Annotated in this window: 18 protein-coding genes and 1 pseudogene; 2 read left to right on the top strand and 17 right to left on the bottom strand. The window is 41.0% G+C overall.

Annotation, left to right across the window (positions count from 1 at the left end; all coding sequences use genetic code 11):
- Positions 1-318 precede the first annotated feature (318 nt).
- The 6 genes from JEQ21_RS00450 to JEQ21_RS00475 form a co-directional block, all read right to left on the bottom strand.
- The gene (locus JEQ21_RS00450) at positions 319-711 is read right to left on the bottom strand and encodes a DUF2335 domain-containing protein (protein ID WP_233340662.1); all 393 of its coding nucleotides are present in this window, start codon (positions 709-711) and stop codon (positions 319-321) included.
- A complete protein-coding gene (locus JEQ21_RS00455) occupies positions 692-901 on the bottom strand; it encodes a hypothetical protein (RefSeq protein ID WP_199363518.1) in 210 nt (69 codons plus the stop codon). The genes JEQ21_RS00450 and JEQ21_RS00455 overlap by 20 nt, the downstream gene beginning before the upstream one ends.
- 135 nt (positions 902-1036) lie before the next feature.
- Positions 1037-2176 carry a hypothetical protein gene (locus tag JEQ21_RS00460; protein ID WP_199363519.1) on the bottom strand — a complete coding sequence of 380 codons (1140 nt, stop codon included), beginning with the start codon at positions 2174-2176 and terminating at the stop codon, positions 1037-1039.
- Positions 2177-2193: 17 nt separating this feature from the next.
- A complete protein-coding gene (locus tag JEQ21_RS00465) occupies positions 2194-2724 on the bottom strand; it encodes a hypothetical protein (protein WP_199363520.1) in 531 nt (176 codons plus the stop codon).
- A gap of 1 nt (position 2725) precedes the next feature.
- Entirely contained in the window at positions 2726-3142 is a 417-nt protein-coding gene (locus JEQ21_RS00470) for a VOC family protein (protein ID WP_196966994.1), read from the bottom strand.
- Complete coding sequence (locus JEQ21_RS00475) at positions 3139-3519, bottom strand: VOC family protein (RefSeq protein WP_196091903.1); 381 nt, start codon at positions 3517-3519, stop codon at positions 3139-3141. Before JEQ21_RS00475 ends, JEQ21_RS00470 begins: the two co-directional genes overlap by 4 nt.
- 109 nt (positions 3520-3628) lie before the next feature.
- On the opposite strand from JEQ21_RS00475, the gene JEQ21_RS00480 reads away from it, so the two are divergent.
- A complete protein-coding gene (locus JEQ21_RS00480; RefSeq protein WP_199363521.1) occupies positions 3629-4366 on the top strand; it encodes a peptidylprolyl isomerase in 738 nt (245 codons plus the stop codon).
- A 38-nt stretch (positions 4367-4404) separates the two neighbouring features.
- On the opposite strand, the gene JEQ21_RS00485 is transcribed toward JEQ21_RS00480, so the two are convergent.
- On the bottom strand, positions 4405-5316 hold the full coding sequence (locus JEQ21_RS00485; protein WP_199363522.1) for a Fic family protein: 912 nt from the start codon (positions 5314-5316) through the stop codon (positions 4405-4407).
- 181 nt (positions 5317-5497) lie between these two features.
- On the opposite strand from JEQ21_RS00485, the gene JEQ21_RS00490 reads away from it, so the two are divergent.
- Positions 5498-6424 (top strand): aldo/keto reductase, encoded by a 927-nt coding sequence (locus JEQ21_RS00490; protein ID WP_199363523.1) that lies wholly within the window; start codon positions 5498-5500, stop codon positions 6422-6424.
- Positions 6425-6485: 61 nt separating this feature from the next.
- Here the strand turns inward: JEQ21_RS00490 and JEQ21_RS00495 are convergent, their stop codons facing one another.
- The 10 genes and pseudogenes from JEQ21_RS00495 to JEQ21_RS00535 all read right to left on the bottom strand — a co-directional run bounded on the left by JEQ21_RS00495 (position 6486) and on the right by JEQ21_RS00535 (position 24003).
- The gene (locus JEQ21_RS00495) at positions 6486-10859 is read right to left on the bottom strand and encodes a DUF4011 domain-containing protein (RefSeq protein ID WP_199363524.1); all 4374 of its coding nucleotides are present in this window, start codon (positions 10857-10859) and stop codon (positions 6486-6488) included.
- Positions 10860-10884: 25 nt separating this feature from the next.
- On the bottom strand, positions 10885-13965 hold the full coding sequence (locus JEQ21_RS00500; protein ID WP_199363525.1) for a type III restriction-modification system endonuclease: 3081 nt from the start codon (positions 13963-13965) through the stop codon (positions 10885-10887).
- Between the two features lie 10 nt (positions 13966-13975).
- Positions 13976-14614 carry an SLATT domain-containing protein gene (locus JEQ21_RS00505; RefSeq protein WP_199363526.1) on the bottom strand — a complete coding sequence of 213 codons (639 nt, stop codon included), beginning with the start codon at positions 14612-14614 and terminating at the stop codon, positions 13976-13978.
- Position 14615: 1 nt separating this feature from the next.
- Entirely contained in the window at positions 14616-16265 is a 1650-nt protein-coding gene (locus JEQ21_RS00510; protein ID WP_199363527.1) for a site-specific DNA-methyltransferase, read from the bottom strand.
- A 363-nt stretch (positions 16266-16628) separates the two neighbouring features.
- A pseudogene (locus JEQ21_RS00515) lies at positions 16629-17225 on the bottom strand (DUF4391 domain-containing protein); the annotation flags it as partial.
- 77 nt (positions 17226-17302) lie between these two features.
- Complete coding sequence (locus JEQ21_RS09840; protein WP_233340664.1) at positions 17303-19396, bottom strand: DEAD/DEAH box helicase; 2094 nt, start codon at positions 19394-19396, stop codon at positions 17303-17305.
- Positions 19397-19531: 135 nt separating this feature from the next.
- Positions 19532-20545: an SNF2-related protein gene (locus JEQ21_RS09845; RefSeq protein WP_233340665.1), complete on the bottom strand. Its 1014-nt coding sequence runs from the start codon at positions 20543-20545 to the stop codon at positions 19532-19534.
- 763 nt (positions 20546-21308) lie between these two features.
- Positions 21309-21914: a protein adenylyltransferase Fic gene (gene fic, locus JEQ21_RS00525; protein WP_199363529.1), complete on the bottom strand. Its 606-nt coding sequence runs from the start codon at positions 21912-21914 to the stop codon at positions 21309-21311.
- A 245-nt stretch (positions 21915-22159) separates the two neighbouring features.
- Positions 22160-22456, bottom strand: coding sequence for a nucleotide pyrophosphohydrolase (locus JEQ21_RS00530; RefSeq protein WP_199363530.1), 297 nt, complete (start codon positions 22454-22456; stop codon positions 22160-22162).
- A gap of 8 nt (positions 22457-22464) precedes the next feature.
- On the bottom strand, positions 22465-24003 hold the full coding sequence (locus JEQ21_RS00535) for an ABC-F family ATP-binding cassette domain-containing protein (protein ID WP_199363531.1): 1539 nt from the start codon (positions 24001-24003) through the stop codon (positions 22465-22467).
- Positions 24004-24022: the final 19 nt, after the last annotated feature.

Genomic DNA, 24022 nt, shown 5'->3' on the forward strand with positions numbered 1-24022 from the left:
TGTAATTTTATTTTCACGCTCAAGGCGTATTCGAGTTATCTCATGACTCTTATTCATCCAGTTTTAGTTACAGGCTCGGCAAAGCCCTAATAAACTTACGGATTTGTATTGCTCATCTTTATTATATACCTGAACTAATTTTCCGTCATGAGTTAGCAGGCGAAGCCTGCTTGGAGTTTTAGTTTGCTTTTAGTACAAGGCAGCGAGTCGTAGACAGGTCAAAATCTCTGGGGGAGATTTTGAGCTTGCCGATACAACTTTCGAAGAAAGTTTCAAATAAGTACGGCAAGACGAGCTAACACAGTAATAAAAGATAAACTAAAAGAGTATAACACCTAGAGCAGTCGTTCCAGTCATAATAGAACCTGCAATAGAATAACCCGTAAATATCAAAAAGGTTCCACAAGCAATAATTAACAATGCTACAATGAAACCTAACACTTGACCGAACTTATGAGCTGCAATATTTCCAGAAAGATATTTCTCTTCCATTTTTCTTCTATGTTCCGATTCTGCTACCCCATTCTCGATGATCAGTTTTGCAGCTTCTGGAAATAAATTATTGTAGCCTTCTAAGATTTCAGGATGAGGTAAATCTCCCTGATATATTTCTAATTTTTGTAAAACAATCTGTCTTTCTTCATCGGGTAACTTCTCTACCAAATCAACAAGGTCGTCTACTCTTTCTAAATCATTCTTGTTTGTAGTCAAAAGAGACCGCCTCCTGCTTGATTTCATTTAAAGAGCGTAAATAGTCTAATTGAACTCGCTGACCTGCAGTTAGTTTATCTGTTTTAATCCTCGGAATATCTTGATTCTGAAAAAAAGTTGGTAGCACTATAGTAGACATCCCAACACAAACTAATTTTAAATAGCTTGGAATTTTCATCACCCTTTTCATCAGCACTCCTCCTAAACTGAATATTGAAAGAAACACTTTCGGATCTATAGACCTGTTATTTTCATTACTCAAGATAATTCTACCACACTATTCTAAAAAACAAGATGAAAACCTCCGTTTCCACCTTGTTTTTTCTTATGAAAATAGGTTCGTAACATCTTCCCCAGCCGCAATTCGATCAACCATATCCACATCTTCCAACGCCATCTCAATCTCAGCCTTGGTCGGATAGGTCTGGATCACTTTCTCAAGTTGATGACGAATGGCATCCGCCTCTGCTTGATTTTGGTTTCGAAGACGGGCAATGGCATACTGGATCGAAAGAATAGCCGGCGAATTCTTCATAGCTTTTAGCACTTGCTTGGTTTGTTTTTCTTCTAAAATGGATAAATCAGTCTGACTAGGATTTTCTAAGAGTTCTAGAAATAATAAGGCTAATCGGCTAAAGATTTTCAGGAGACCTGGCAAGGTTCCGCTAGGAAGTACTAACTTATCTAAAATTCCCCTTCCTTCCCTATAAGCCCCTTTATCCAGAAGGTAAGAAGCCCAATAATAGTTCATCATCGAAACAAAAGAGTTCCCCTCTTCTACTGGACTCTTCAAATGAAACAATTCTACCGGTAAATCTTTTAACCGACGACCTCTCGTTAGTCCTTCTGTTATTAGCATCTGTTTGACAAAGGCCTCTCGTGCAGCGGGGCTATGATACAATTCCCAAGCATTCATCCCATCATTAGAGATAATTTTTCCTTTAAAAGGGATTCCATTACCTAGAGAGAGTAGCAGATTAAGCCCTCCAAATAAGAAGAGGGTGAGACTCCACCATGATGGGTCCATCTTTAGCCCTAGAACAATCAAGGGAGCAAATAGGAGATTGATCAAAGGTCCGCCAAGATTGTAGAGAAGAACCGGAACTTGATTATAATCTGAACTTGGCGGTGCCATCAAACATTGTCCCAAAGTGCCGTGAAGAGTAAATCGTTTCCAAAACAAGCCTTCATCCCAGCGGACTAAAACCCAACTACCCACACGAAAGGAAATCAAACGATACCTAGACAAGCGACCACCAATATAGTGTCCCAATTCATGGATAAAGATAGCCACAAGAAAAAGGAAAAAGAAAAGGAGGTAGATGAAACCGAAATTTACAAATTCATTTTCAAACATTGACTGGGATGGAATCTGAGCTACCATTGCCGCCAATTGATAGCCCAACCAAAATCCAACTCCTGTGAGCAGAGTTCCAAACATGACCTTATAACATTTCTTTTTCATATCTACCTCACTCTTCCCTACATCTTCTTAGGGTGACGATCTAATACCTGAGGATGTAGTTCAAACAGGGCCTGGCCCTCTGGTGTCAAAACATAGCCACGAATGTCAAAACTGGCTTCCAAGGCAGATTCGTCTACCTGGATCAGAAGTGCCTGATCCAGTTCAGCCGCTTTCATTTTAGAAAAGCCTTTAACACCTTGGTTTTTTAGAATCGATTTCTTCTGCCCAGCATTAATATGAGCCAAGGATTCACGCGCACTTTGCTTACGAACCAGGTCCCGTTCCTCCAAATCTTTCAAGTTCCGAGGTGCATCGATTCCATAAGTGTATTCAAAATACTTTGGAAAAACAGATTCTGTCGTGAAAGTTCCCAAGGCAATCCGCCAGAGTAAAATGACATCACCAGCCAAGATCTCTCCCTCTAAGGGCTCCATATTCTTACGAGGTACCGCTGGCGCTACTTTGCCGCTAGCATGGTCTTGAGCTTGTTGCTCCGAGATAAAGGGCTGGACAGGATAATCGGCATAACGTTCAGCGAGACTAACCATATTAAGCCTCAACTTCTGCAGAAATCTGCCAGTTAATACCGTATTTATCAATTAGGTTGGCATAAGCTGGTGACCAGAAGGTTTCTTGCAATTCCAGTGTCACCTCTTGTGCCTCTTCTTTAAGAGCATCGTAGAGCTTTTGAGCAGCTTCCGCAGAGTCTACGATAAGGGTTGGAACCACGTTGCGACCTGGGTTGTAGGTATATTCTGGGCTTTCGTCAGAGATTTGCAGACGAATCCCGTCCACCACCAGTTGCGCATTCAAGACCAAATCCTTATGCTCTTCCGCTACGTCAGGAATGGCATCGCCCCAGAGTGTCAAGCTCGCAAGCTCTGCACCTAACACTCCCTTGTAAAACTCAACAGCCTCTTGACCATTCCCATCTGTCACTAAATAAACTTCAATCCCTTTAATCATTTCTTCACCTCACGAATTGCAAAATAATTTTCTTCTAAATCGGAAAAATTAAAGACCCGCATAAAGCCTAAGTCTACTATTGGCATGACCAATACGCCCATATCTAGCATATATTGGTAGGTACCATCCAGGTCAGAAGTTTCCATCAAAAAGGATGGTGTCGCCAAATCCAACTCCGGGCTCAATTCAGCTACCTTGGCCTTGTCCTGAAGGACAATCTTCACCTGGCTATCTTTCTTTGGCGCTACTAAATAAGACACCATGCCCATATTTTCTTGACGCTCTACTAATTCGAAGCCAACTTGCTCCTTCCAAAACTTGGCAGCGCCAGCAATATCATTCACATAGACCATGACTTGGCCTAGAGATTCGATCATCATATAATCCTCCATTCCACCTTAGTATACCACAGATAGACCTCAAAAAGCTTGAAACTATACCCTGTATTCGCTATAATGGGCAAAGAACACGAAAGGAATCCAGCGCATGAAAAAACTAATCACAGCTCTCCTGGTTATCAGTGCAGCAGCCCTAGCATTCATCATCTATCATAACCAACCCAAACAAGAATTGAGCTTGAGTGAACAACTACAGGAAGTTCTCAAGAATCCAGATGCGGACTTTCCACAGCTCACTAACAAAGCCGCTAAAAACGAACCCGTGGTTACCCTTAAAACCAGCCAGGGGGACATCACCATGAAGCTCTTCCCCGAGTATGCCCCATTGGCAGTCGAGAACTTTCTTACACATGCCAAAGAAGGCTACTATGACGGACTCACCTTCCACCGGGTTATCAAAGACTTCATGATCCAAACCGGTGATCCCAAAGGCGACGGTAGCGGAGGGGAATCCATCTGGGCTGGCAAGGACAGTGAAAAAGACCCTGGCACAGGCTTCGCCAATGAAATCAGTCCTTATCTCTACAACATCCGAGGTGCCGTCTCCATGGCCAATGCTGGACCTGATACCAACGGTAGCCAATTCTTTATCAATCAAAACACCCAAGACATCTCCAGCAGACTAGATCCAACAACCTACCACAGTAAAATCATCCAAGCCTACAAAAACGGGGGAAATCCCAGTCTCGATGGCTCTTATACCGTCTTCGGCCAAGTCACAGAAGGTATGGACGTTGTTGATAAAATCGCAGCAGCGGAAACCGATGACAAGGATAAACCTACTGAGACTGTGACCATCAAAAAAATTGAAATCAAATCAGAATAACCTTAAAAATCCTCAAGTTTTGAAGCCTGAGGATTTTTTTAGTTAGAGGAAGATTCAGCCATCTCTAAAATTTTAATGTATCGATCCAGTCTCTCGTTTAAATAACCAGCAAACAAATCTTCCATTGTCGACAAACTCCCTTTTAGATGATAGTCTTCAAAGGCTTGGTAATACTTTAAACGATCACTAAATTTAATATCAATTGGTGGATAGCCTGCTTTCATTAATTCTAAATTCACCAATAAGCGACCTGTACGACCATTTCCATCAATAAAAGGATGTATGCTCTCAAACTCAATATGAAAACGTGCCAATTTGCTGACAATGGGCTCATTCGATTTCTGATAATCCAATAATAATGCTTCCATAAGAGGACGAATCATATAGGGCTGCGCAGGTTCATTACTTGCTCCGATAATTTGAACGGGTACTCGACGGTAGATACCTCGGTCCTCTTTTTTATCAGAGACAACCAGATAATGTATATCTTTAATGACCTTTTCCGTTAGTGCAATCTCATCCGAAACCAAGGATTGAACAAATTCAAAAGCTTCACGATGACCAATCACTTCCAAATGGTCCTTCAAAGGTTTCTGATCAATTGTTAGCCCCTGAAGGACTAGTGCTGTCTCTTTCAATGTTAAAGTATTCCCCTCAATTGCATTTGAATTGTAAGTATACTCTATCGTAAATTCTTCATTCAGTCGTTGAACTTCACCAGAAGTTAAGGGTCTTAAGGTATCTAAATGGGCCTTTTTCTCTTCAATTGATGATAACAGACTCTCCGTTTTTTTGAAACGGCTATCCGATGGTTTTTTCACTCCTGCTGGAAATCTCCAAAATCGCCCCTCTTGAAAGGCACCTGGAATCTTTCCTAAAGAGGCCAATTCTCTAACTCTTCTTTCGGAAATTCCCCAACGAATTGCTAACTCTTTAATACTTAAAAACATCCGTCCCTCCTTAGTCTCAATTAAAATTATACCACAGCGGAAGGATACCTTGTTTCCGGAAGGATAGTTTGCGGTTAACGGAAGGATACAAAGTGAATCCCCTTCTCAAATAACCTTTACTTTATTCCTAAATCCGTATATAATGAAATCGCTTTCCAATAAATTTGAAAGGATTTTCCAAATGAAAACCATTGAATTCGCCCAAGAAAAAACCAAATTATCCAGCATTGTCCTTGGTTTAATGCGCATTAAAAACCTGTCGCCTTCACAAGTTGAGGAATTAATTGAAACCGCCCTTTCTGTCGGCATCAATACCTTTGACCTGGCTGATATCTACGGAGGAGGTCGCTCTGAAGAAATACTTGGGCAAGTTTTAAAAAATAGACCCGATCTCAGAAATCAAATGTGGATCCAATCAAAATGCGGTATCCGTATTGAAGACATTACCTACTTTGACTTCTCCAAAGAACACATCCTCAATTCTGTAGAAGGGATACTCCAACGACTACACATCGACCATCTAGATAGCCTCCTTCTCCACAGACCAGATGTTCTGATGGAGCCAGAAGAAGTTGCAGAAGGTTTTGATCATCTAGAACAAACAGGCAAAGTTCGTCATTTTGGGGTTTCCAATCAAAATCCGATGATGATTGAGCTCCTCAAAACAGCGGTTTCCCAACCACTCGCAATTAACCAACTACAACTGAGTGCCGCTTTTGCTCCAGAATTTGATGCAGGATTTCATGTGAACATGGAGCAAGCCCTCACAAGCTCTGGAACTAGCAGTATCTTTGAATATGCTCGAACTCACGACCTGGTGATCCAAGCTTGGTCAGTTCTTCAACATGGCTATTTCCAAGGAGTTTTTGTAGGAGATCCCAAGTTTGAAAAGCTCAACCAAGTCCTTAACCGATTGGCTAATCATTACCAGACAACTCCTTCTGTCATTGCCATCGCCTGGGTCCTTCGCTACCCAGCTAAAATGCAAGCAATCATTGGTACAACACAACCCCAACGAATACTCGAAGCGACCCAAGCCACTAACCTAACCCTCAGTCGCAAAGAATGGTATGAAATTTACCTTGCAGCAGGTAAAACCCTCCCCTGATACTAATTAGAAACAAGGTAAAAAGAAAACAGAGATTGGAACTCCCAACCTCTGTTTTCTTTTATTCTAGTGATTGAACTGCTTGGATTAAGTCACCTGGAAGCTCCATCCTCTCGGTTTCAACCAGATATTCAAATGCTGCTTCATAAACTGCTTTGTAACCTTGAGTCAGGCGCTGTTTATCAAATACATTTTTATTAATATGTCGCATCAGATCCTCTGTTTTATAGCCAACATATTTAGGAGCAATCTTCATAATGATATCTGACAAATCTGGGATGGCATTTTCAAAATCATAAACATCTCCAAAATAGAATGGCAAAGCATCATACTCAACTGACTCCGTCGAAACTGCGATTAAATTTGTTGTTAAAGTATCTGTGGACTGAACAGGCCTACTTGTCCTCTCAGCATCCGGCAAGTAATTTTTTATAGCCTGGTCAATGGCAGATTTCAGATGTTGCTTTTCGTTGACAGTATCGTGGATCCAAGTTGTAGACCAAATTCGATAAAAATTCCAACCTTTTGATTCTAGAATCTCTTGTCTTAGACGGTCTCTATCTCGAGCTGTTTTGGAAGAGTGATAAGCTGCTCCATCACACTCGATGGCTAAAACATATCTACCTGGAATGGTTGGATGGATTACGGCCATATCAATGCGGTAACCCGAAGCACCAACCTGTGTATGGATCTGATAGCCCTGAGTGACCAAATAATCATAGACAGCTTCTTCAAAATCGGAATCGAACTGAGGCTCTTGATCTTGCTCGGATAGGTCGTAACCAATTAAAGCACCAACCCCTTTTTCTGCAAATTCCAAGAAGTCTCTGAATAAGTGGCGATTTTCATTGCTACTACCTTCAGTTGAAATATCCTTGGAACGGATGCTTGAAATAACATGCATATTCTCTCTCGCACGAGATACCGCAACATTCAAGCGTCGCTCTCCTCCCGTCTTGGTAAGGGGACCAAAATTCATCCGTAATTTCCCTGTTGGTCCTTTAGCATAGCCCACACTTAGTAAAATAACATCTCTCTCATCCCCTTGAACATTTTCGAGATTTTTAACAAAGAATGCCTCTGCTTTATTCTCATCAAAGAAGGTCTCGAGTTCAGGATTTTGCTCACGAAGGACCAAGATCTTATCTTCAATCGCACGCGCCTGACTCATACCAAAAGCCACAACTCCCAGTGATTGATCAGGATGTTTTATAGCATGATCCATGACCATTTCCGCCACTTTTTCGGCTTCAATGTCATTACCAGCTCTCGATTCCCAAATGCCAGTTGGAACATAATTAAAAGTAACATTACTGTGAATATCCGAATTTTCGGAAGGGAAGGTGTATAAGCGGTTATTATAAAACTTATGATTGGAGAAGGTAATTAAGGACTCATCCTTACTACGGTAGTGCCAGTTTAAATACGTCTCAGGGATCTTGACACTTAGCTCATCCAAAATAGATTCCAAATCCTCAAAATCAACCTCATCCTCAGCAAGCTCTTCCACTGCTCTGGAAGAATCAAAGAAGGAAGTCGGTGGCATCTGCTTACTATCCCCTGCCACAATAATTTGTTTCCCTCGACTAATGGCTGCCACCGCATATTCCGTTTTAACCTGCGAAGCCTCGTCAAAAATAACCAGATCAAATTCCCAGTCTGCATTTGTCGCAAAATAGGTGCTAACCGTCAAAGGAGACATCATGATACAGGGTTTCAAGCGCGGTAATAAGCTTGGTAATTCTTGAATTAAACGTCGCGTTGACAACAGGCGTGACTTTTTCTTTAACTCTTTTTTCAAAATGGAGATTTCCCCACCCGTAACAACAATATTCTCATTGATGCTTGGTAATCGATCCACTAACGATTTGAAAATGCGATCCCGAGCTAAGCTAAAAGTCTGTTTATCGTCGTTCCGGAAACGAGATAATTGATTTTCCAATTCTTTTTTGGAAATCTGACTAATTTTGGAATAAGCATCCTTGCTTTCCAAGAGTAAAAATAGGAAACGCTTTTTGAAAACAGGTAGAACATCTTTAGCAGGTATGCTTTTTTCTTCTAATTGTTTAATAAAATCATTCAAGTCATATTCTTCTAGGAGGCCATCCTTTGCACGTTTGTAGATGAAATATTCGTCACGTTTCTCAAAATCCAAAGAATCCAAAAATGAGCTTAGCTGGTCTGGTTCCGTCGAGACAGTAGGAAAACTCTGTCTGAATTCTTCAAGGAGTTGATTTAACTCAGATTTAATAGCTAAATCCGTAGTTACCACTTGTCTGAGAGAATCCCAATTGACCTCTAATTGACCACTAATAAGTTCTTTAGCAGTTTTCAATGAAACGAGCCATTCGTCTGTCTGAACAGTTTCTTGGAACTCATGTATCCAAGAAAATAAAGATAGTAAGGTGTCAACTTGCTGGACAGAGCCATCTAGTTTGCGATCAATTGTTTTACTTAATCTCTTTTCTAATTTTCCTTTTTCAATGATTTCCGTTTGAAGACCTTTTTCATTCTCGTGAATGTTTTCCAAAAACTCCAAATGTTCAATCAATTGGTCATAGGTTAATTTCAAGGTTTTGGTTTGCTTTTTGTAAGCATTGAAGTGTTCCTTGTATTCACTGGAGAACAGTCTCTTTAAAAAAGATTGGTATTCGTATTTAAAGAATTTTAAAACCTGACCCAAACTCTCTGTTTCAAAGATTGAATCCTCAAATATCCCCCTTACCTTGGATTGTTCTTCTTCAATCTGGTCTTTAAAGTCTTGAATAGAGGTATGCTTTTCTCTTAGAGTTTCTAAGTCCTCCAAAACTTGATCCAGCCCGAGATCAATCCATTCCTCTGAAAGACCAACCTCTTTTTGATCTAGCAGCGATTCCATCTTTTCCAATCGCTCCAAAATCTCATCATCGGGAAAAGAATTAGGCAGATAGGATTGGATTTCCACTTGATTATTCAAAATAATTTGGAGTTTCTCCTTTAAAGACAGCAGCAATGCTTTTAAGTCCGAAACTTGACTTAAGGAGAGTTCACCCTTATAGTACTGCCAACTATTTTCATGATGATGCTGTGTATCCGATAAGTAGGTAGAAGCTAATTGTTGGATTTTTCGATACAAGTCTTCGATTTGTGAAAACGACATTTCCAACATAGTCTGATCCACTTGAAAACGAAGATGGGGATATTTTTGAACCTTGGCTAACTTCCCATGTAGGTCATAAAAAGATTTTCCAAGCTTAGAATCTTGCCTATGCACAAGCTCATCATAATCATTTAAAGATTGGGTAACTTGATCCAAATTGGTATATAACGAAAACTTCTCATCCATAAAGCGATAAGATTCTTCCGCCAAGTCCAGAGATTCCTTCAACTGATTGCGAATATCCCCTTTTTTCTGCTTGGTATTGTGTAAGGTCAGAACAAACTTTTCCAATCCATTCTGTTTTAATTTCTGATAAACCACATCCAAGGCAGCTTGCTTTTCAGATACAAACAGAATCCGCTTTCCAAGCCCCAACTGTTCAGCGATAATATTGGAAATCGTTTGGGATTTTCCCGTTCCTGGAGGACCTTGTAAGACAAAGCTGTCTCCTCTCCTCGCTCGACTGATCGCTTCCTGCTGACTCGAATCGGCATCCAAAATCTGCAAACGTACTTGCGATTTTTCATGTTTCAAATCAATAGCCTGATTATAGGAATCAAACAACTGTTCAACTGAAGTATCATTTTCTTCAACTAAAGCCTTGATGAAAGGATTTGCATGAATTTTTTCCTTATTCATCTCCAAATCCTTTAAAATCACCAAGTTTTGAAAGTTGAAAGTATCGATCATCACTGCTGGTTCAAGTGACCAACCAAAAGAACTTAGTTTTTTCTCCAAGTCGGATAAGACTCCTGCAAAATCTGAAAAATGTTTGGGGACATCAATCTTGATACCATAGTCATCTTCTAACTTCTTCAGAAGCACGGGATTAAGTTCAATCTCATCGTCAACTTTGTGTTCAATGACATAGGGACTCGTCAGGCTTTCTCGATTGATCGTGATAGGAACCAAAATCAAAGGAGATTGAATTTCTTTATCAAAGGCATTTTCATCTGCCCACTTTAAAAAACCAAAGGCCGCATAGCCAATATTAAAACCCATCTCATCTTCCGCAGACTTAATTTGCTTACGGATAAACTCTAGTTTCCGAGCACGACTCCGAACCTCTTGAGCCTCCTCGTCACTAGCCTCACTATAGGGAACCGAATCAAAGATAAACCCAAATGCATGCACTAACTTATCAAACAGTTCCTCCATCTCACCTTCTAATTGGTAAGTACCTGTTTTCAAGGGCTTATAATTTAACAAGCGGTTGCGCATGGACAAATCAAGTAATTTCTTCTTCCATAAATCAAATTTAGGTTCAAAATACCCATTTGATTTTTGCTGTACCAAGTAAAATCACCTCGTTCCTTATTTTCTAATTTCTTATAATCTCCAATAACTCTTTATAGTCACTGACCACCCCATAAATTTCATCTTGGCCTGTGATTCCAAGTTCACGGAGGGCTTGAAAATGTTTTTTTGCACACTCAATTTTTACTTGCTCAGCTCCTTTGAGTTGCAAGCTGGAAATGTTTCCTTTTGTTTCAGCTACAAAATAAACATGTTTGACACTGCCGTCTCTAAAAGCTATAGCCCAGTCAGGATTGTAATCGCCTAATGGAGTGGAAATCTTAAAGGCACTTGGGAGCTTGCTATAAACCCGAACCTCTTGGTGCTGATCCAACTCCCGAGCAAAGTCTTTTTCAACATCCGAATCCACTTTTACATAGTTATAGACTCCCTTCTCAGATTTCAACATATTGGAATCTGATACTTTCCCAGTCAGAGGATTGTCTGTAAAGATCGTAGAATCATAGGTTTCATCCAAGATATGGTATTGTAGGTGTTCTATCATCCGGCTCGCTTTTTGATCCGCGATAATCTGACTGGCTTTTTGAATAAAGGATTCCGGATTATAGGAGAACCACTTGAATTTATAAGGAGCCATTTTACTTAGGATCTCCGCAATGGTCCGCCGCTTCAATTCTGTCCGACTGGCAATCTCTCCTAGTAAATCATAGGTCAATTCAATGGATGGTTTTGCCACTTGTTCAGACCGCTTGCCATCTTTTTGAATTTGGAAATCATGTCCTTCCTCGACCGTCATTTCAGCTGCTTCAGCCTCGGTAATGAGATAAGACGGTTTCGATACTTGTAAACTCTCATTCAAGGCAGCCACTGCTTTCTCAATCAACTCTTGATCGTCAAACTCAACCATGTAGACAGACTTATGATGGATCTTGGCCCACAATTTTTTAAATTCCTGACTCTCATAGTTATCCGCATTCAGTTGCTTGGCAAAGACCACTTCCGTATCATTTTCAGATTCAATCACATAAGAACCTACTGTGTAGACACTTTGGATCAAATCTTGAACAGCTGTTTCATAACCCGCAAACTCCTCAGACAAAGAAAGACTTGCCTCCTCCCCAGCACTTAGGTAAGTTTCAGTCAACTGGCCTTTTTTGTCAATAATCTCCTGACTTCGGAGCTGACAAACCAACTCTTGAGCATCCTCGGATGAAAGTGACAATTTTTGACCTGAAGACGACTGAAGAACTCTTCCTTCAAACAAGCCTACATCCACCTTCCTTGGACGATCTTTCAGATCTTTTCTCAGTTCCTTCTGAAGGCTCTTGGCAAATTCTTCATAAGATTCATTGGCAATGACTGTGAGTTTGTTAATGTTGTGTACATCCGTTCCCAATAGCTCTTTATCCTGACGGACCCCTTGCTGGTCAACCGCCAAACGCATGCCACGACCAATTTTTTGTCGTTTCTCAGTCTCAGTCCCCGTATTTTTCAAGGTACAAATTTGGAAAACATTGGGATTATCCCAGCCCTCTTTGAGAGCTGAGTGGGAAAAGATAAAGCGAACCGGCTCCTCAAAGGATAAGAGTCTCTCTTTATCCTTCATAATCAAATCATAAGCCTCCGTTTCATTACTGGTATTAACCTTATCCACGAACCGAACTTGACCAGACTTTTTCTTTTTATCCGCCGCAAAGTAGCCAGCATGAACCCCTTGCCCCTCTTGAAATTGATTCAAATAATGCCAATAAGGAGTCGCATGAAGATGAGGATCCTGTAAGAGCGCCTCAACCTGAGTTTGGTACTCCTCTTCAAAAACATCAGCGTAAGCCCCATTAAAGGCTTGATTCTCCTCATCATATTGCTTGTACTTGGCAACCTCATCGATAAAGAAAAGGGACAGAACCTTGATTCCACGTTTGTAAAGGATCGCTTCCTTCTGCAAATGACTGGCAATCGTCTCCCGAATCTGGATTCGGCGCAAATCCTCTTCATTAGTTTCCCCAATCACTTCTCCTACATAGAGCTTGCGATTAGCGCCAATCTGGATGGAATTCTCACCCTCACGCGCATCAAAATGACTCAAAGTCCAACCATCCTGGTAAGCTGGCAACTCCCCAGACTCCTCTAACAAGGCAAAGGGCTCCTCCACCAAGCGCGTCACCCGCTTAATAGCTCCAGACTTAGTCCGCATTTCAAACTCAATCCGAGCCTTGGGACCACCTGACTTTTGAGGCACCAATTCTTGAAGATATAGATAGCCCTGGGTTCCAGTTGTCGCCGACTGCTCAACCGTCTTAACCGCAATCTTCTTGACTAACTTCTGGTTGTAAGCATCCATGGCATCCAAACGATAGACCATATCATGCTTGTCTTTATGCGTAGCTGAATAACGAAGCGTAAAAAGCGGTTTAAAATCCGCCAAGCCCTTCTTGGTCTTAGCCCCCTCAACCGACTGCGGCTCATCAATAATCAGAATCGGATTGGTCGCTGCTAAAACATCGATAGGTTTGCGCCAGCGAAAACTCTCCTGCTCCATCCGAATCCGACGCGCATCCTTCCCACTGGCGTTAAAGGCCTGCGAGTTGATAATCATCACCTGAATGCTAGACGAATTGGCAAAGGTATCCAAATCTCCCAACCGCTTTGAATCGTAGACAAAATAACGAGGCTTCTTCCCATATTCCATTTGGAAATGGTCCTCCATCATTTGGAAAGACTTGAGCACTCCCTCCCGAATCGCCACACTCGGCACAACAATGATAAACTTGAGCCAACCGTATAATTTATTCAATTCCATAATCGTGCGAATATAAGTATAGGTCTTCCCAGTCCCCGTCTCCATCTCCACACTTAAATTATAAGAAGGACGCCCCTCAATCCGCGAAACCGACAGCTCCTCAGACGGCCTCAAACCAAACCGCGCCTGCTTGATCCGAACCTGGTCCCGAATTACAGACTCCGAAAGCTTAATAGGTACATTCCGAAAACCCAAAACATCCAACGGAGCCTCATCGTCTAAATCACTAACCCCTTGATCCATCACATATTGGAAACCCTCTTGCAGCGGTTGCCCCTCAAACACATCCACGACCGCAGAAACCGCATCCAGTTGGAATCCCTGTTCTTTAAATTGAAGTTTCATATCTGGTCTCCTATCTAAAATTTATATATAGATACACAAAAACAGCAATGAAAAAAGGCTGAATATTCACAAATAGATTATCCAAACTAAAATCGGCATATATCAAACGTTGTTCTATATTACTAAGGAAACCACTTCCTCCTTCTTTTTCCATTTTTTTACTTCGCTTTGTAGCTTTTTTATGATCTAAATTACTATGATTTTCGATTCCTTGGAGACTAAGTTGGTACAGTTTCATAATCTTTTCATGCTCATCCAACTTCTCTTCATCACTACGACCTGTAGAATCTAACAATAAATACTTATTCGCTAATAGAAAATTCTCTAAGTCTAGTTGATGATAATGAAATTTTAATGCCCGCTCATTATAATTGAGTTTCGATACAAAGCTTTGAATAAATAATGTATAAATTGAAAATATCGAAGAAATTAGCAAACTATTCTTACTATCTGCTTCGATTACAATGGAATAAACAAGTAAACTTGCTGAGATTAAATTCATAAAAAGAAAAATAAATTCCCATTTTTTGGCATAAGAATACAAACGCTCACTTGCTAAAACTCTTGCGGTTCTAACAGTAGTAATTGTCTTAGCCTTCAGGTTTATTTCATAACTTACATCCCGATCTTTAAAATCCTTATAATCCATACTAAACCACCTTCACTTTCGTTTCCGGTGATTCTTCTTTAAAGATCTGCATCAAGTTAATCTTACCAGCAGAATTAGCAAAGCTTTCATCTTTAAAGACAGCACGCAGTGGTCTTTCCTTGGCGATTTTACGGATAACTGATTCGGTCATGTCGTCTGCAAAGCAGGCAAATAGACTTCCATCTGCGACATCAAAGACACGAATACCTTCTATCTCACTTTGAACGATAGGTAGAGACAACTCCATCCCCCAATTGAGCATGATTTGGAAAAGTAAATCAAAATCGCTCCGCCCTTCTTTAATATTGGAGACACTGTCAAATAAATTCTCTTGCGTAAAGGCTCCAGGCTTTTGCCCAACATCCTTAAAGTTCGAACTATCTAACATGTAAGCCCTAAAACCAACATCCAGTTTTCCAATCGTTTCCGGATGCTCCTCCTGAATTTTTTGAGCCGCCCGACGAATCCGCTCACGTGAAATCTGGTCAATCGTTTGATAACCAGCCTCTTTAGCAGCTGACTTCTCAGCTACCTCTTCATTCAAAGTGCACAAAATATATTTCCGATTCCCACCATCTTCCGCATTCAACTGCATAACAGCATCTGCGGTCGTGGCTGAACCAGCGAAAAAGTCAAGGACTATAGCATCTAGATTAGACTTATAGGTATATCTTAAAATGTCTAAAATTAAGTTATCAGGTTTGGGATTTGTAAAAATTTTGGTTCCACGAAATAATTGATATAGTTTTTCTGTCGTTGCTTTTGTAGGATAGTAACCGAAATAGGACACTAGCTGTTGCTTATTTTTATATTCATTTATAAATTCTTTTCTTATCGGATACTTGTCTGTGCTCTCTGGAAAAATTATTCTATTGTCTTTAATCCATTCGTCTATCTTCTCTTGAGTATAAGGAGTCTCAAATTCAAAAACATTACCACTATTTGGATCAATAAGTCTCCTAATTGGTAAACCTTGTCCTAAACGTTGCAAATATTGCCTTTTCCATAAACCTCTCGGATCATTATCTGGATTTGAAAAACCATTTTCAACATCTCTATCCATACCTTCAAATGAAAATAAATCACAATATTTAGAATAAACTAATATTGTTTCGTGATTACTTACAATCATCTGTTTAGTAGTCATTCCCTGAGCTGCTTTTTTAGTTGTCCAGATTAGATCTGCCACAAAATTCTCCTCCCCAAATATCTCATCGCAGATGGCTTTTAGGTTGGCTTGTTCGTTATCGTCAATGGAAATAAAGATAACGCCGCTTTCTTTGAGAAGGTTTCTTGCTAGGACGAGGCGGGGGTACATCATATTAAGCCAGTCGGAGTGGTAACGGGCGGAAGTTTTTTCATTTTTAGTTAGGCCAATTTTCTTTTGACCTTGCTCATCTATTATCTCCAACTCTTCTTCAAGTTTTTCTTCACTCATTTGGAATTTATCGGAGTAGACAAAGTCTTTCCCTGTATTATAGGGTGGATCGATATAAATCATATCGATTTTACCTAGGTAGGATTCTTGTAGAATTTTTAGGACTTCAAGGTTGTCACCTGTAATAAAGACATTCTCAGACTTTTCAAAATCAACACTCTCCTCAAGATCTGGTCTCAGGGTTTTTGTCGTCGGTTTACCTGCCTCGGCCATCGCTTGGCGCTTGCCGACCCAGGTAAACTCATAGGTTTCTCGCCCTTGGGCAAGGTCCCGATCTAGGAAGATTTTTAGTTTTTCAAAGTCAATGGCAGTTTTGAGGACGCCATTTTGGTCTCGGGTTTCTGTCAGAACCTCAGGAAAAAGTTGACCAATTTTCTGAATATTATCTGAAAGAATATCTTTAGAAGTTAGGTCTACTTTTTCAACTTGAGTGTAGTCTCCGAGTTGTTCTGTTCTGTTCTGTTCTGTTCTGTTCTGTTCTGTTCTGTTCTGTTCTGTTCTGTTCTGTTCTGTTCTGTTCTGTTCTGTTCATGGTAAGCTCCTTTGTTTTAGGTGTCAATACTTTTTTACGATTTTTTAACCATTTTTTAGCAGGTCGATTTGGGCTTGGACTTGTTGAAGTTGTTTGCGCCAGTCCATTTGCTTGCGCATGGACTTTTCGGCGAACATTTTCTTCTCCAATTTTTTGGCTTCCATTTCTAATTTGGCCAATTGATCCGTTTGCTGGATGCGTTCTTGAAGGTTCGATTCGTCATTTCCAACCAAAGTAGCTTGGCCGGTTGTTTGAACTAAATTTTCATAAAAGGCATCCAAGTCTCGTTCTTGAAAATCCAGCTCAAGTTCCTGCTCCGTCTGGAAGCTGCGGATAATTTTATAATTGCGTCCATCTTTAGGATTGGTTCGTTTTTGCTTAAAGTGAATAAGGGTTGATCTCCTGCCATCAGGATAGACCAATTCAAAAAGACTGTAAAAGCCAAGATGGGTATCAAAAGTAGCTAAGATTTCCAGGTCTATGCTTTCCTGTAACAATTGGATTTCGAGAACGATAATCTGTTTAACCTCTTTACCCGGAGGAATATTCAGGGTTTTGGAATCCAGCTGGTGGGTCACACTGATTTGTGAAATCTGCTGTCGCAAAAGCTGTTTTTCATTCTGGGTCAAACCTAATCGATCTAAAAAGTCCTTATTTCCTTTTTAATAAGGCTTATACAAAGTCTTAGCTTGAGGGAGTTTCGTGGCTGCTGGAAAAGTCATGCTTGGTCTCCTTTCATCAAGGCTATGAAGGCTAACAATTCATAGTCTTGCGACTCGGTAATGCCGCTTTCCATGAAATCAAGTGTATCAATCGAGAAGAGTTCATCGAGAAAACTCGCTTCTTCCCCTTCTTCTAAACTTTGTAACCCCTGCTGCAGCAAGTCGGTGTACAGATCCATCTTGGCCCCATCATCCGTCTCCTTTTTAAACTTCAGGACCAAATCATCTTGAGGCTGGTCTTGACCTTGGGTCAAATGACGAATTTCTTCCAATAGAGCTTGTGCATCATTGAGGGCATAGACGGACTGTCCTTCTTGATTCAGATATAGAAGATAATAAGGATGAAGTCTATTTTGGCGACTGAGAGCCGTCTCTTCTCCTTTTTGTTTCAAAAGGAAAATAGCTCCTTGTCTCTCTGCTTGGTCCACTTCAACAACTGCTTGAATTCCCTTGGGAACCTTTGCTAAATCAGGGTGTTTCTCCAAATAGCGTTTAAGATCTTGGCGATAATCTTCCAAACCTAAATCCATAATGGAAATCCCTTCACTCATTTCCTCGAGATCAACGACTTCTTTTTGTAAACGCTCCAGCTGCTTCTTGCGGTAATTGTTTTCAGCTACTTCCTCTTGACTTAACAGATTATCATCAGCTGTTGACGTTAAGACAGAAATTTTCATCCGTGATTCCACACGCGCCTTTAAATCGATATAGGAATCCAACGTCACATTCGGCCAAAAATTGACCATCTGGATGTATTGGTTCTGACTTCCAATCCGGTCTATCCGACCAAAACGTTGGATAATGCGGACTGGGTTCCAGTGGATATCATAGTTGATCAAGGTATCCGCATCCTGCAAATTTTGACCTTCAGAAATGACATCTGTCGCAATCAGAATATCAATCTCTCGCTGATCATCCGGGAAAAGCAATTCTCTTTGTTTTGATTTGGGTGAGAAATAGGTCAACAGACTGTTCAGATCCTTATGAGGAATTGCTAAGGTTGTCTCTAAACCTTTGGTTCCAGATACTTGAGCTGTATGTAATCCGTATTTTTCCAAAGCATATCGGCTTACTTGTTTGTATAAGTAATCGGTTGTTGTCGCAAAAGCAGAGAAAATGATGATTTTTTTATTTCCTCCATTGAGAGGATTTTTCATCTTCTCATCGATGATCTGATAAAGGGTTTGAAGTTTCTGATCAGACTCTGCATCCACCTTTGAAATCTTCCTTTCAAGCTCAGTTAAAATTACCTGATCTTCGAGTAACTCCCGTTTCCAAGTCACATAGTCCATATCCGCTAAGTTTATGGTGATTTTTTTACCAATCAAAAAGTCCTGATTACTGTCTTCAAAATCCAATTCAGATTCTGGGATATTCTTAACTTCTAAGGTCCCATTCACTTTAGCCTCTTCAAAGGCGTCAATAGCAGCTAAAGTCTGATCCACATAGGCTTTCACAACATCAATCAGCGTATAGCGGAAGGCTTCGATGGAGCTTTCTAATCGCTTGAGAAGATTGACCATCATCAATTTTTTAATTCCCGTTTCTCGTCCGAGTTGGGTTAGCCCTCCCTTTCCTTCTTTTTCATAAAGATGAATTTTAGAAGGATGGATGTATAAGGTTGGTTGATAAATGGTTAAGGACAGTTTTTCTAATAGCTCATAAATTTCTTCGAAGGTAAGCTCCTCTTGATTGACCACCAAATCAGGATACACATTTTTCGGAGCTAACCGTTTCGGGAAATCTCCGATAGCTTTGGAATCGTAAAACTGACGAATTTGCTTCCGACTTCGGGCTATCGTTACGCTATCCAACAGTTTAAAGAAATCCAGATCCAAACTTTTCTGAAGGGCTTGTGTGCTTCGTTCTTCTATTGGGAGTTTACTCCATTGATTATAGGCCAGCTGAGCAGATCGGAAAATATCGTTGACTGATTTCTTGGTCTGAAGGCGTCCGTCAAATTCCTCCAGATTCCCTTCATAGGCCAAAGCTAACTGATTTTTTAAATCATTGAATCGATTATTGACGGGTGTCGCCGATAACATCAGTACCTTGGTTGGTACACCTTTTTTGATAATCCGATTCAGCAATCGCGAATAGCGATTTTCCTTCCCATTTTCTTCATCCGAATCCGATGAACCACCATTCCGAAAGTTATGCGATTCATCAATAACGACTAGATCATAGGTATCCCAACGATTTAAGCTTAAATCAATTCCATTCGACTACCCCTTATCGCGACTCAAGTCTGTATGGTAAAGAACATCATACTGAAGATAGCGGTCATAGATAGGATTATTGACATAGTCATGACGATACATATTCCAGTTATTCTCTAGTTTTTTCGGGCACAAAACCAAAATCCGTTTACCACGATAGGCGTAATAAGTCATAACCGCTAATGCAGTAAAGGTTTTCCCTAACCCAACTGAATCGGCCAGAATACATCCTTGAAAGGTTTCTAATTTTGAAATGATTGATTTAACAGCATCTTTTTGAAAATCATATAAGAGATTCCAAATTTTAGTTTCCTTATATTGGACATGTTCATTCGGCAAATAATCTGCATTCATATCTTCTAAGAAGTCACTGAAAATATGGTAAAGCATGACGTAATAAAGAAACACTGGTGAATGTTCCTTATAGGCTAAAGTCAAGCTGTCTAAGACCTCTTCCGTCACATCTCGGAAATACTCGTCATTATCCCAATACTCTTCAAAATGCCTTAGATAGGTTAGACTCTGTGGTTCCGTATGAAGATTCCTGCTAGATTGGAAAAGAGAGGTCTCATACCCCAGTTCTTTTCGATCAAAGTTTTTCAATCGGTCTATAGCCTTGACTGCATCTGTTTCAATGCGAATTCCATCTTCAATGGTCTCATCCACTGTTATGGACTTGAATCGAACTTTATTTCGAACCCAGTCTGCACATTCCCTAGCCAATGACTTCTGAGTCAGTTCATTCATAAGCTTAAGTTCATACTCAGCTCCTAAAATGGCTGATTCTCTTATTTTCTTAGGAATCGCATACTCTCGATATTCTTCCTTGAAGTCATGATTGGTAAAAGTCGGTTGGGTGAAAATGAATTGCAACTCCTCAATACCTTCCAACTCCTCTTTCAAAGCCTGATAAGCGTATATGGAAAAAGTCGCAGCAGCAATTTTCACCCTACTGCCGGAAGCCAACTCTTCTTTCAAAACTTGTCCCAACAGTGTTCGTCGATTATCGATTTCTTTCAAATCAGTCCTCCTGTCTATTCTCACTTAAATCCGATTTTCAACCTAAACAAATAGTCTCAATCGAAATTTTCCTATGTTCATTATAGCATGGAATAAACCCTCAAAACTAGGTGTTTTCAAACCAAAAACCCTGGTAAATACCTTCCTCAAAAGATATTCACCAGGGTTCCTACATACGAATGCGTCCAAGTCATCTATTTGAATAAATCCACGCATCCAAACATCTAAATCGATTACAGATCTACTAAGACAATTCTAAGTGATCGCGATTGGGATTAACTCCTCAACCGCAAATTTTTTGCCATTCCTAGAATCATTTGTTATACTTGTTATGAAAGAGGTTGAGGGTAGTAACTCAACCTCAATGTAGACCGTTTTAAAGACGGGACGAATGTTATACGACAAACAGCCGCTAATCACTCAGTCAAGTTCATAGCGGCTGTTTGTCATTTTTTGTTCATACGATGAAAGCATAGGACAATCAATGTCAAAAGTGTCAGGAGTCAATCCCGAACTGAAGCATAAGCCCAATGGCTGCTTCAACACTCATAGCGTCTCTCTTTCTAGGTGGTTTCTGCATACGCATTACCTCCAAAATAAGATTTTCGCCCCGCTTTGTAACTTTCTACTTCTCAAGTATACTCTTTTTCAATTTAAAAGTCGAAGATTTATCGACTCTAGAGCTTTAGAATCTCTCCCATATTTAAAAACACAGCCAATTGATAGTGATTGGCTGTGTTTTTGATCAATGAAAGAATTCCGTTTACAGGTCTTCGGTCCTAAACAAAGAATAACCTTCATAAGCATAAGAATGGTCAATTCCCTTCATGTACAAGCTAGCGTTGTCCACATAACTTGTCAGTGCCGCTTTTAGGACGTGCTTAATTTCAATATCTCGAATGGGACTTCTTTCCATGGCCAAGAGATAATCTTCTTTGCCTACCTGAGACCAGTCTACGACTTGTCTCAATTGATGTTTCAAGATATGGTCTAACCAAATCCGCATGGAACGGCCGTTTCCTTCACGGAAAGGGTGGGCGACATTCATCTCCACGTATTTCTCAAGAATTTGATCAAAGGTTTCCTGTGGCATCTGATCAATACTAGCCAAACTTTGCGGGAGATAGAGGACTGGGGCGAATCGAAATCCTCCTTTACTGATAGTAACTTCTCGAATACGGCCCGCAAAATCATAGAGGTCTTGAAAGAGGTGATAGTGAATAAAAGCTAGTGTTTCAAAACTACCCACCGTCTTTTCTAATAAAAGATTTTCATCAAATATTTCTTTTGCGCGTTCTTTAGTCATCTTTTCTTCAATGCGTGCTAATTCTAAGGAATCTTTAATCCCCAGTTTATTTTCAATCACCATCAGTATTTTCTCCTCTATGCTTAGGTTTCATGATGTTTTTACAATAGCTTATACTGAACCAACCTCAAAATCGGAATACTTGAATCTTTCAAAAAATGACCAGAAAAGCCGATGAGGCAAGTTCAACAGGACTGTAAGAACTGTTGAACATTAGCAATAAAGCGTTCAAAGTACACAATCAATGAGTTCATCCAAGAGGCTTGACAACATTAGATTTTGAAATTTAAGGAGTATCCCCTCAACACCTAGTCATCTTCCTTAGCCACTGGATACTTCAGGGCATTTTTCTTGAGTTTGTCTTGGATAATGGTCTCAACATCTAAGCCGAGTTTGTCTGTCAACAGGAAGGTGTAAATCAGGATATCCGCGATTTCTTCCTGGACATTGATAGGGTCTGAATACTCTTCGCCCCATTGGTAGTTTTCCAGGAGTTCTGCGGCTTCAATGATGATGGAGCTGGCAAGGTTGCGGGGGCTGTGGGCTTGGCCCCAGCCACGCTCATTGCGAAATTTCAAAATGTCTTGAATAATGCTTTCAATCATGGTTTCTCCTAAATCAATTCATTGAAATCCCAGACTTGATCGACCCAACCTTGGTAGAAGTCTGGTTCGTGGCAGACCATGAGGATGCTGCCTTTGTAAGCTTGGAGGGCACGTTTGAGTTCGTCTTTGGCATCCACGTCTAGGTGGTTGGTTGGCTCGTCTAGGACAAGAACGTTGGTCTCACGGTTCATGAGCAGGCAGAGGCGGACCTTGGCTTGCTCGCCTCCACTGAGGACCTGGATTTGGCTTTCGATATGCTTGGTGGTGAGGCCGCAGCGGGCTAGGGCAGCGCGGACTTCGGCTTGGTTCATGGCTGGGAAGGCATCCCAGACGGCTTCGAGTGGCGTTTGGCGATTGCCTCCAGGTACTTCTTGTTCAAAGTAGCCGAGTTCGATAAATTCTCCTTCCTCCACTTGTCCAGCCAGTGCTGGGATCAGGCCTAAGAGGCTCTTGAGGAGGGTGGTTTTCCCAATTCCGTTGGCTCCAACAATGGCAATTTTCTGATTGCGTTCAAAGGTCAAATCCAGTGGACCGGCCAGTTTGCGGTCATAGCCAATTTCCAGTCCGTGGGCTTGGATAATGAAGCGGCCTGGTGTTCGGGCAACTTTAAAATCAAATTGCGGTTTTGGTTTTTCAGCCTGCAATTCGATCAGGTCCATCTTGTCCAGCTTTTTCTGACGGCTCATGGCCATGTTTCGAGTCGCTACCCGGGCCTTGTTGCGGTTCACAAAGTCTTTTAGGTCGGCGATTTCCTTCTGCTGGCGCTCATAAGCTGCTTCCAACTGCGCCTTCTTCATGGCATAGACTTCCTGGAATTGCTCATAATTCCCGCTGTAGCGCACCAAGTCTTGATTTTCAACATGATAAACCAAATTAATTACCTCATTTAAGAAGGGAATATCATGCGAAATTAAAATAAAGGCATTTTCATAATTAAGGAGGTAGCGTTTGAGCCAATCGATGTGCTCGGCATCTAGGTAGTTGGTAGGTTCGTCCAAGAGGAGAATGTCTGGCTTCTCCAGCAACAATTTGGCTAGGAGAACCTTGGTCCGCTGCCCACCACTGAGTTCAGTTACATCAGACTCCATGCCAAAATCAGCAACCCCCAAGGCCCGCGCGACTTCATCAATCTTGGCATCCAAACTATAAAAATCACGGCTATCCAGGCGATCTTGCAGCTCGCCAACTTCCTCCATCAAGGCATCATAATCACTGGCTTCCGCCATCTCCATGTAGATTTCCTGAATCCGGGCCTCTGTCTTAAAGAGATCATCAAAGGCTGTCCGCAAAACATCGCGAACCGTCATCCCAGGCTCCAGCACCGCATGCTGGTCCAGATAACCAGCCTTCACATATTTGGACCAAATAACCTGCCCTTCATCTGGCTGCAATTGGCCCGTCACAATGCTCATAAAGGTGGACTTCCCTTCCCCATTAGCCCCCACTAGGCCAATGTGTTCCCCTTTTAAAAGACGGAAGGACACATCTTCAAAAATGGTTCGATCCCCGAACCCATGACTCAAACGTTTAACTTCTAAAATACTCATACGATCCTAATTCTCCAAA

The organism is Streptococcus sp. 121 (assembly GCF_016458205.1).
In the GTDB taxonomy this organism is placed as follows: Bacteria; Bacillota; Bacilli; order Lactobacillales; family Streptococcaceae; genus Streptococcus.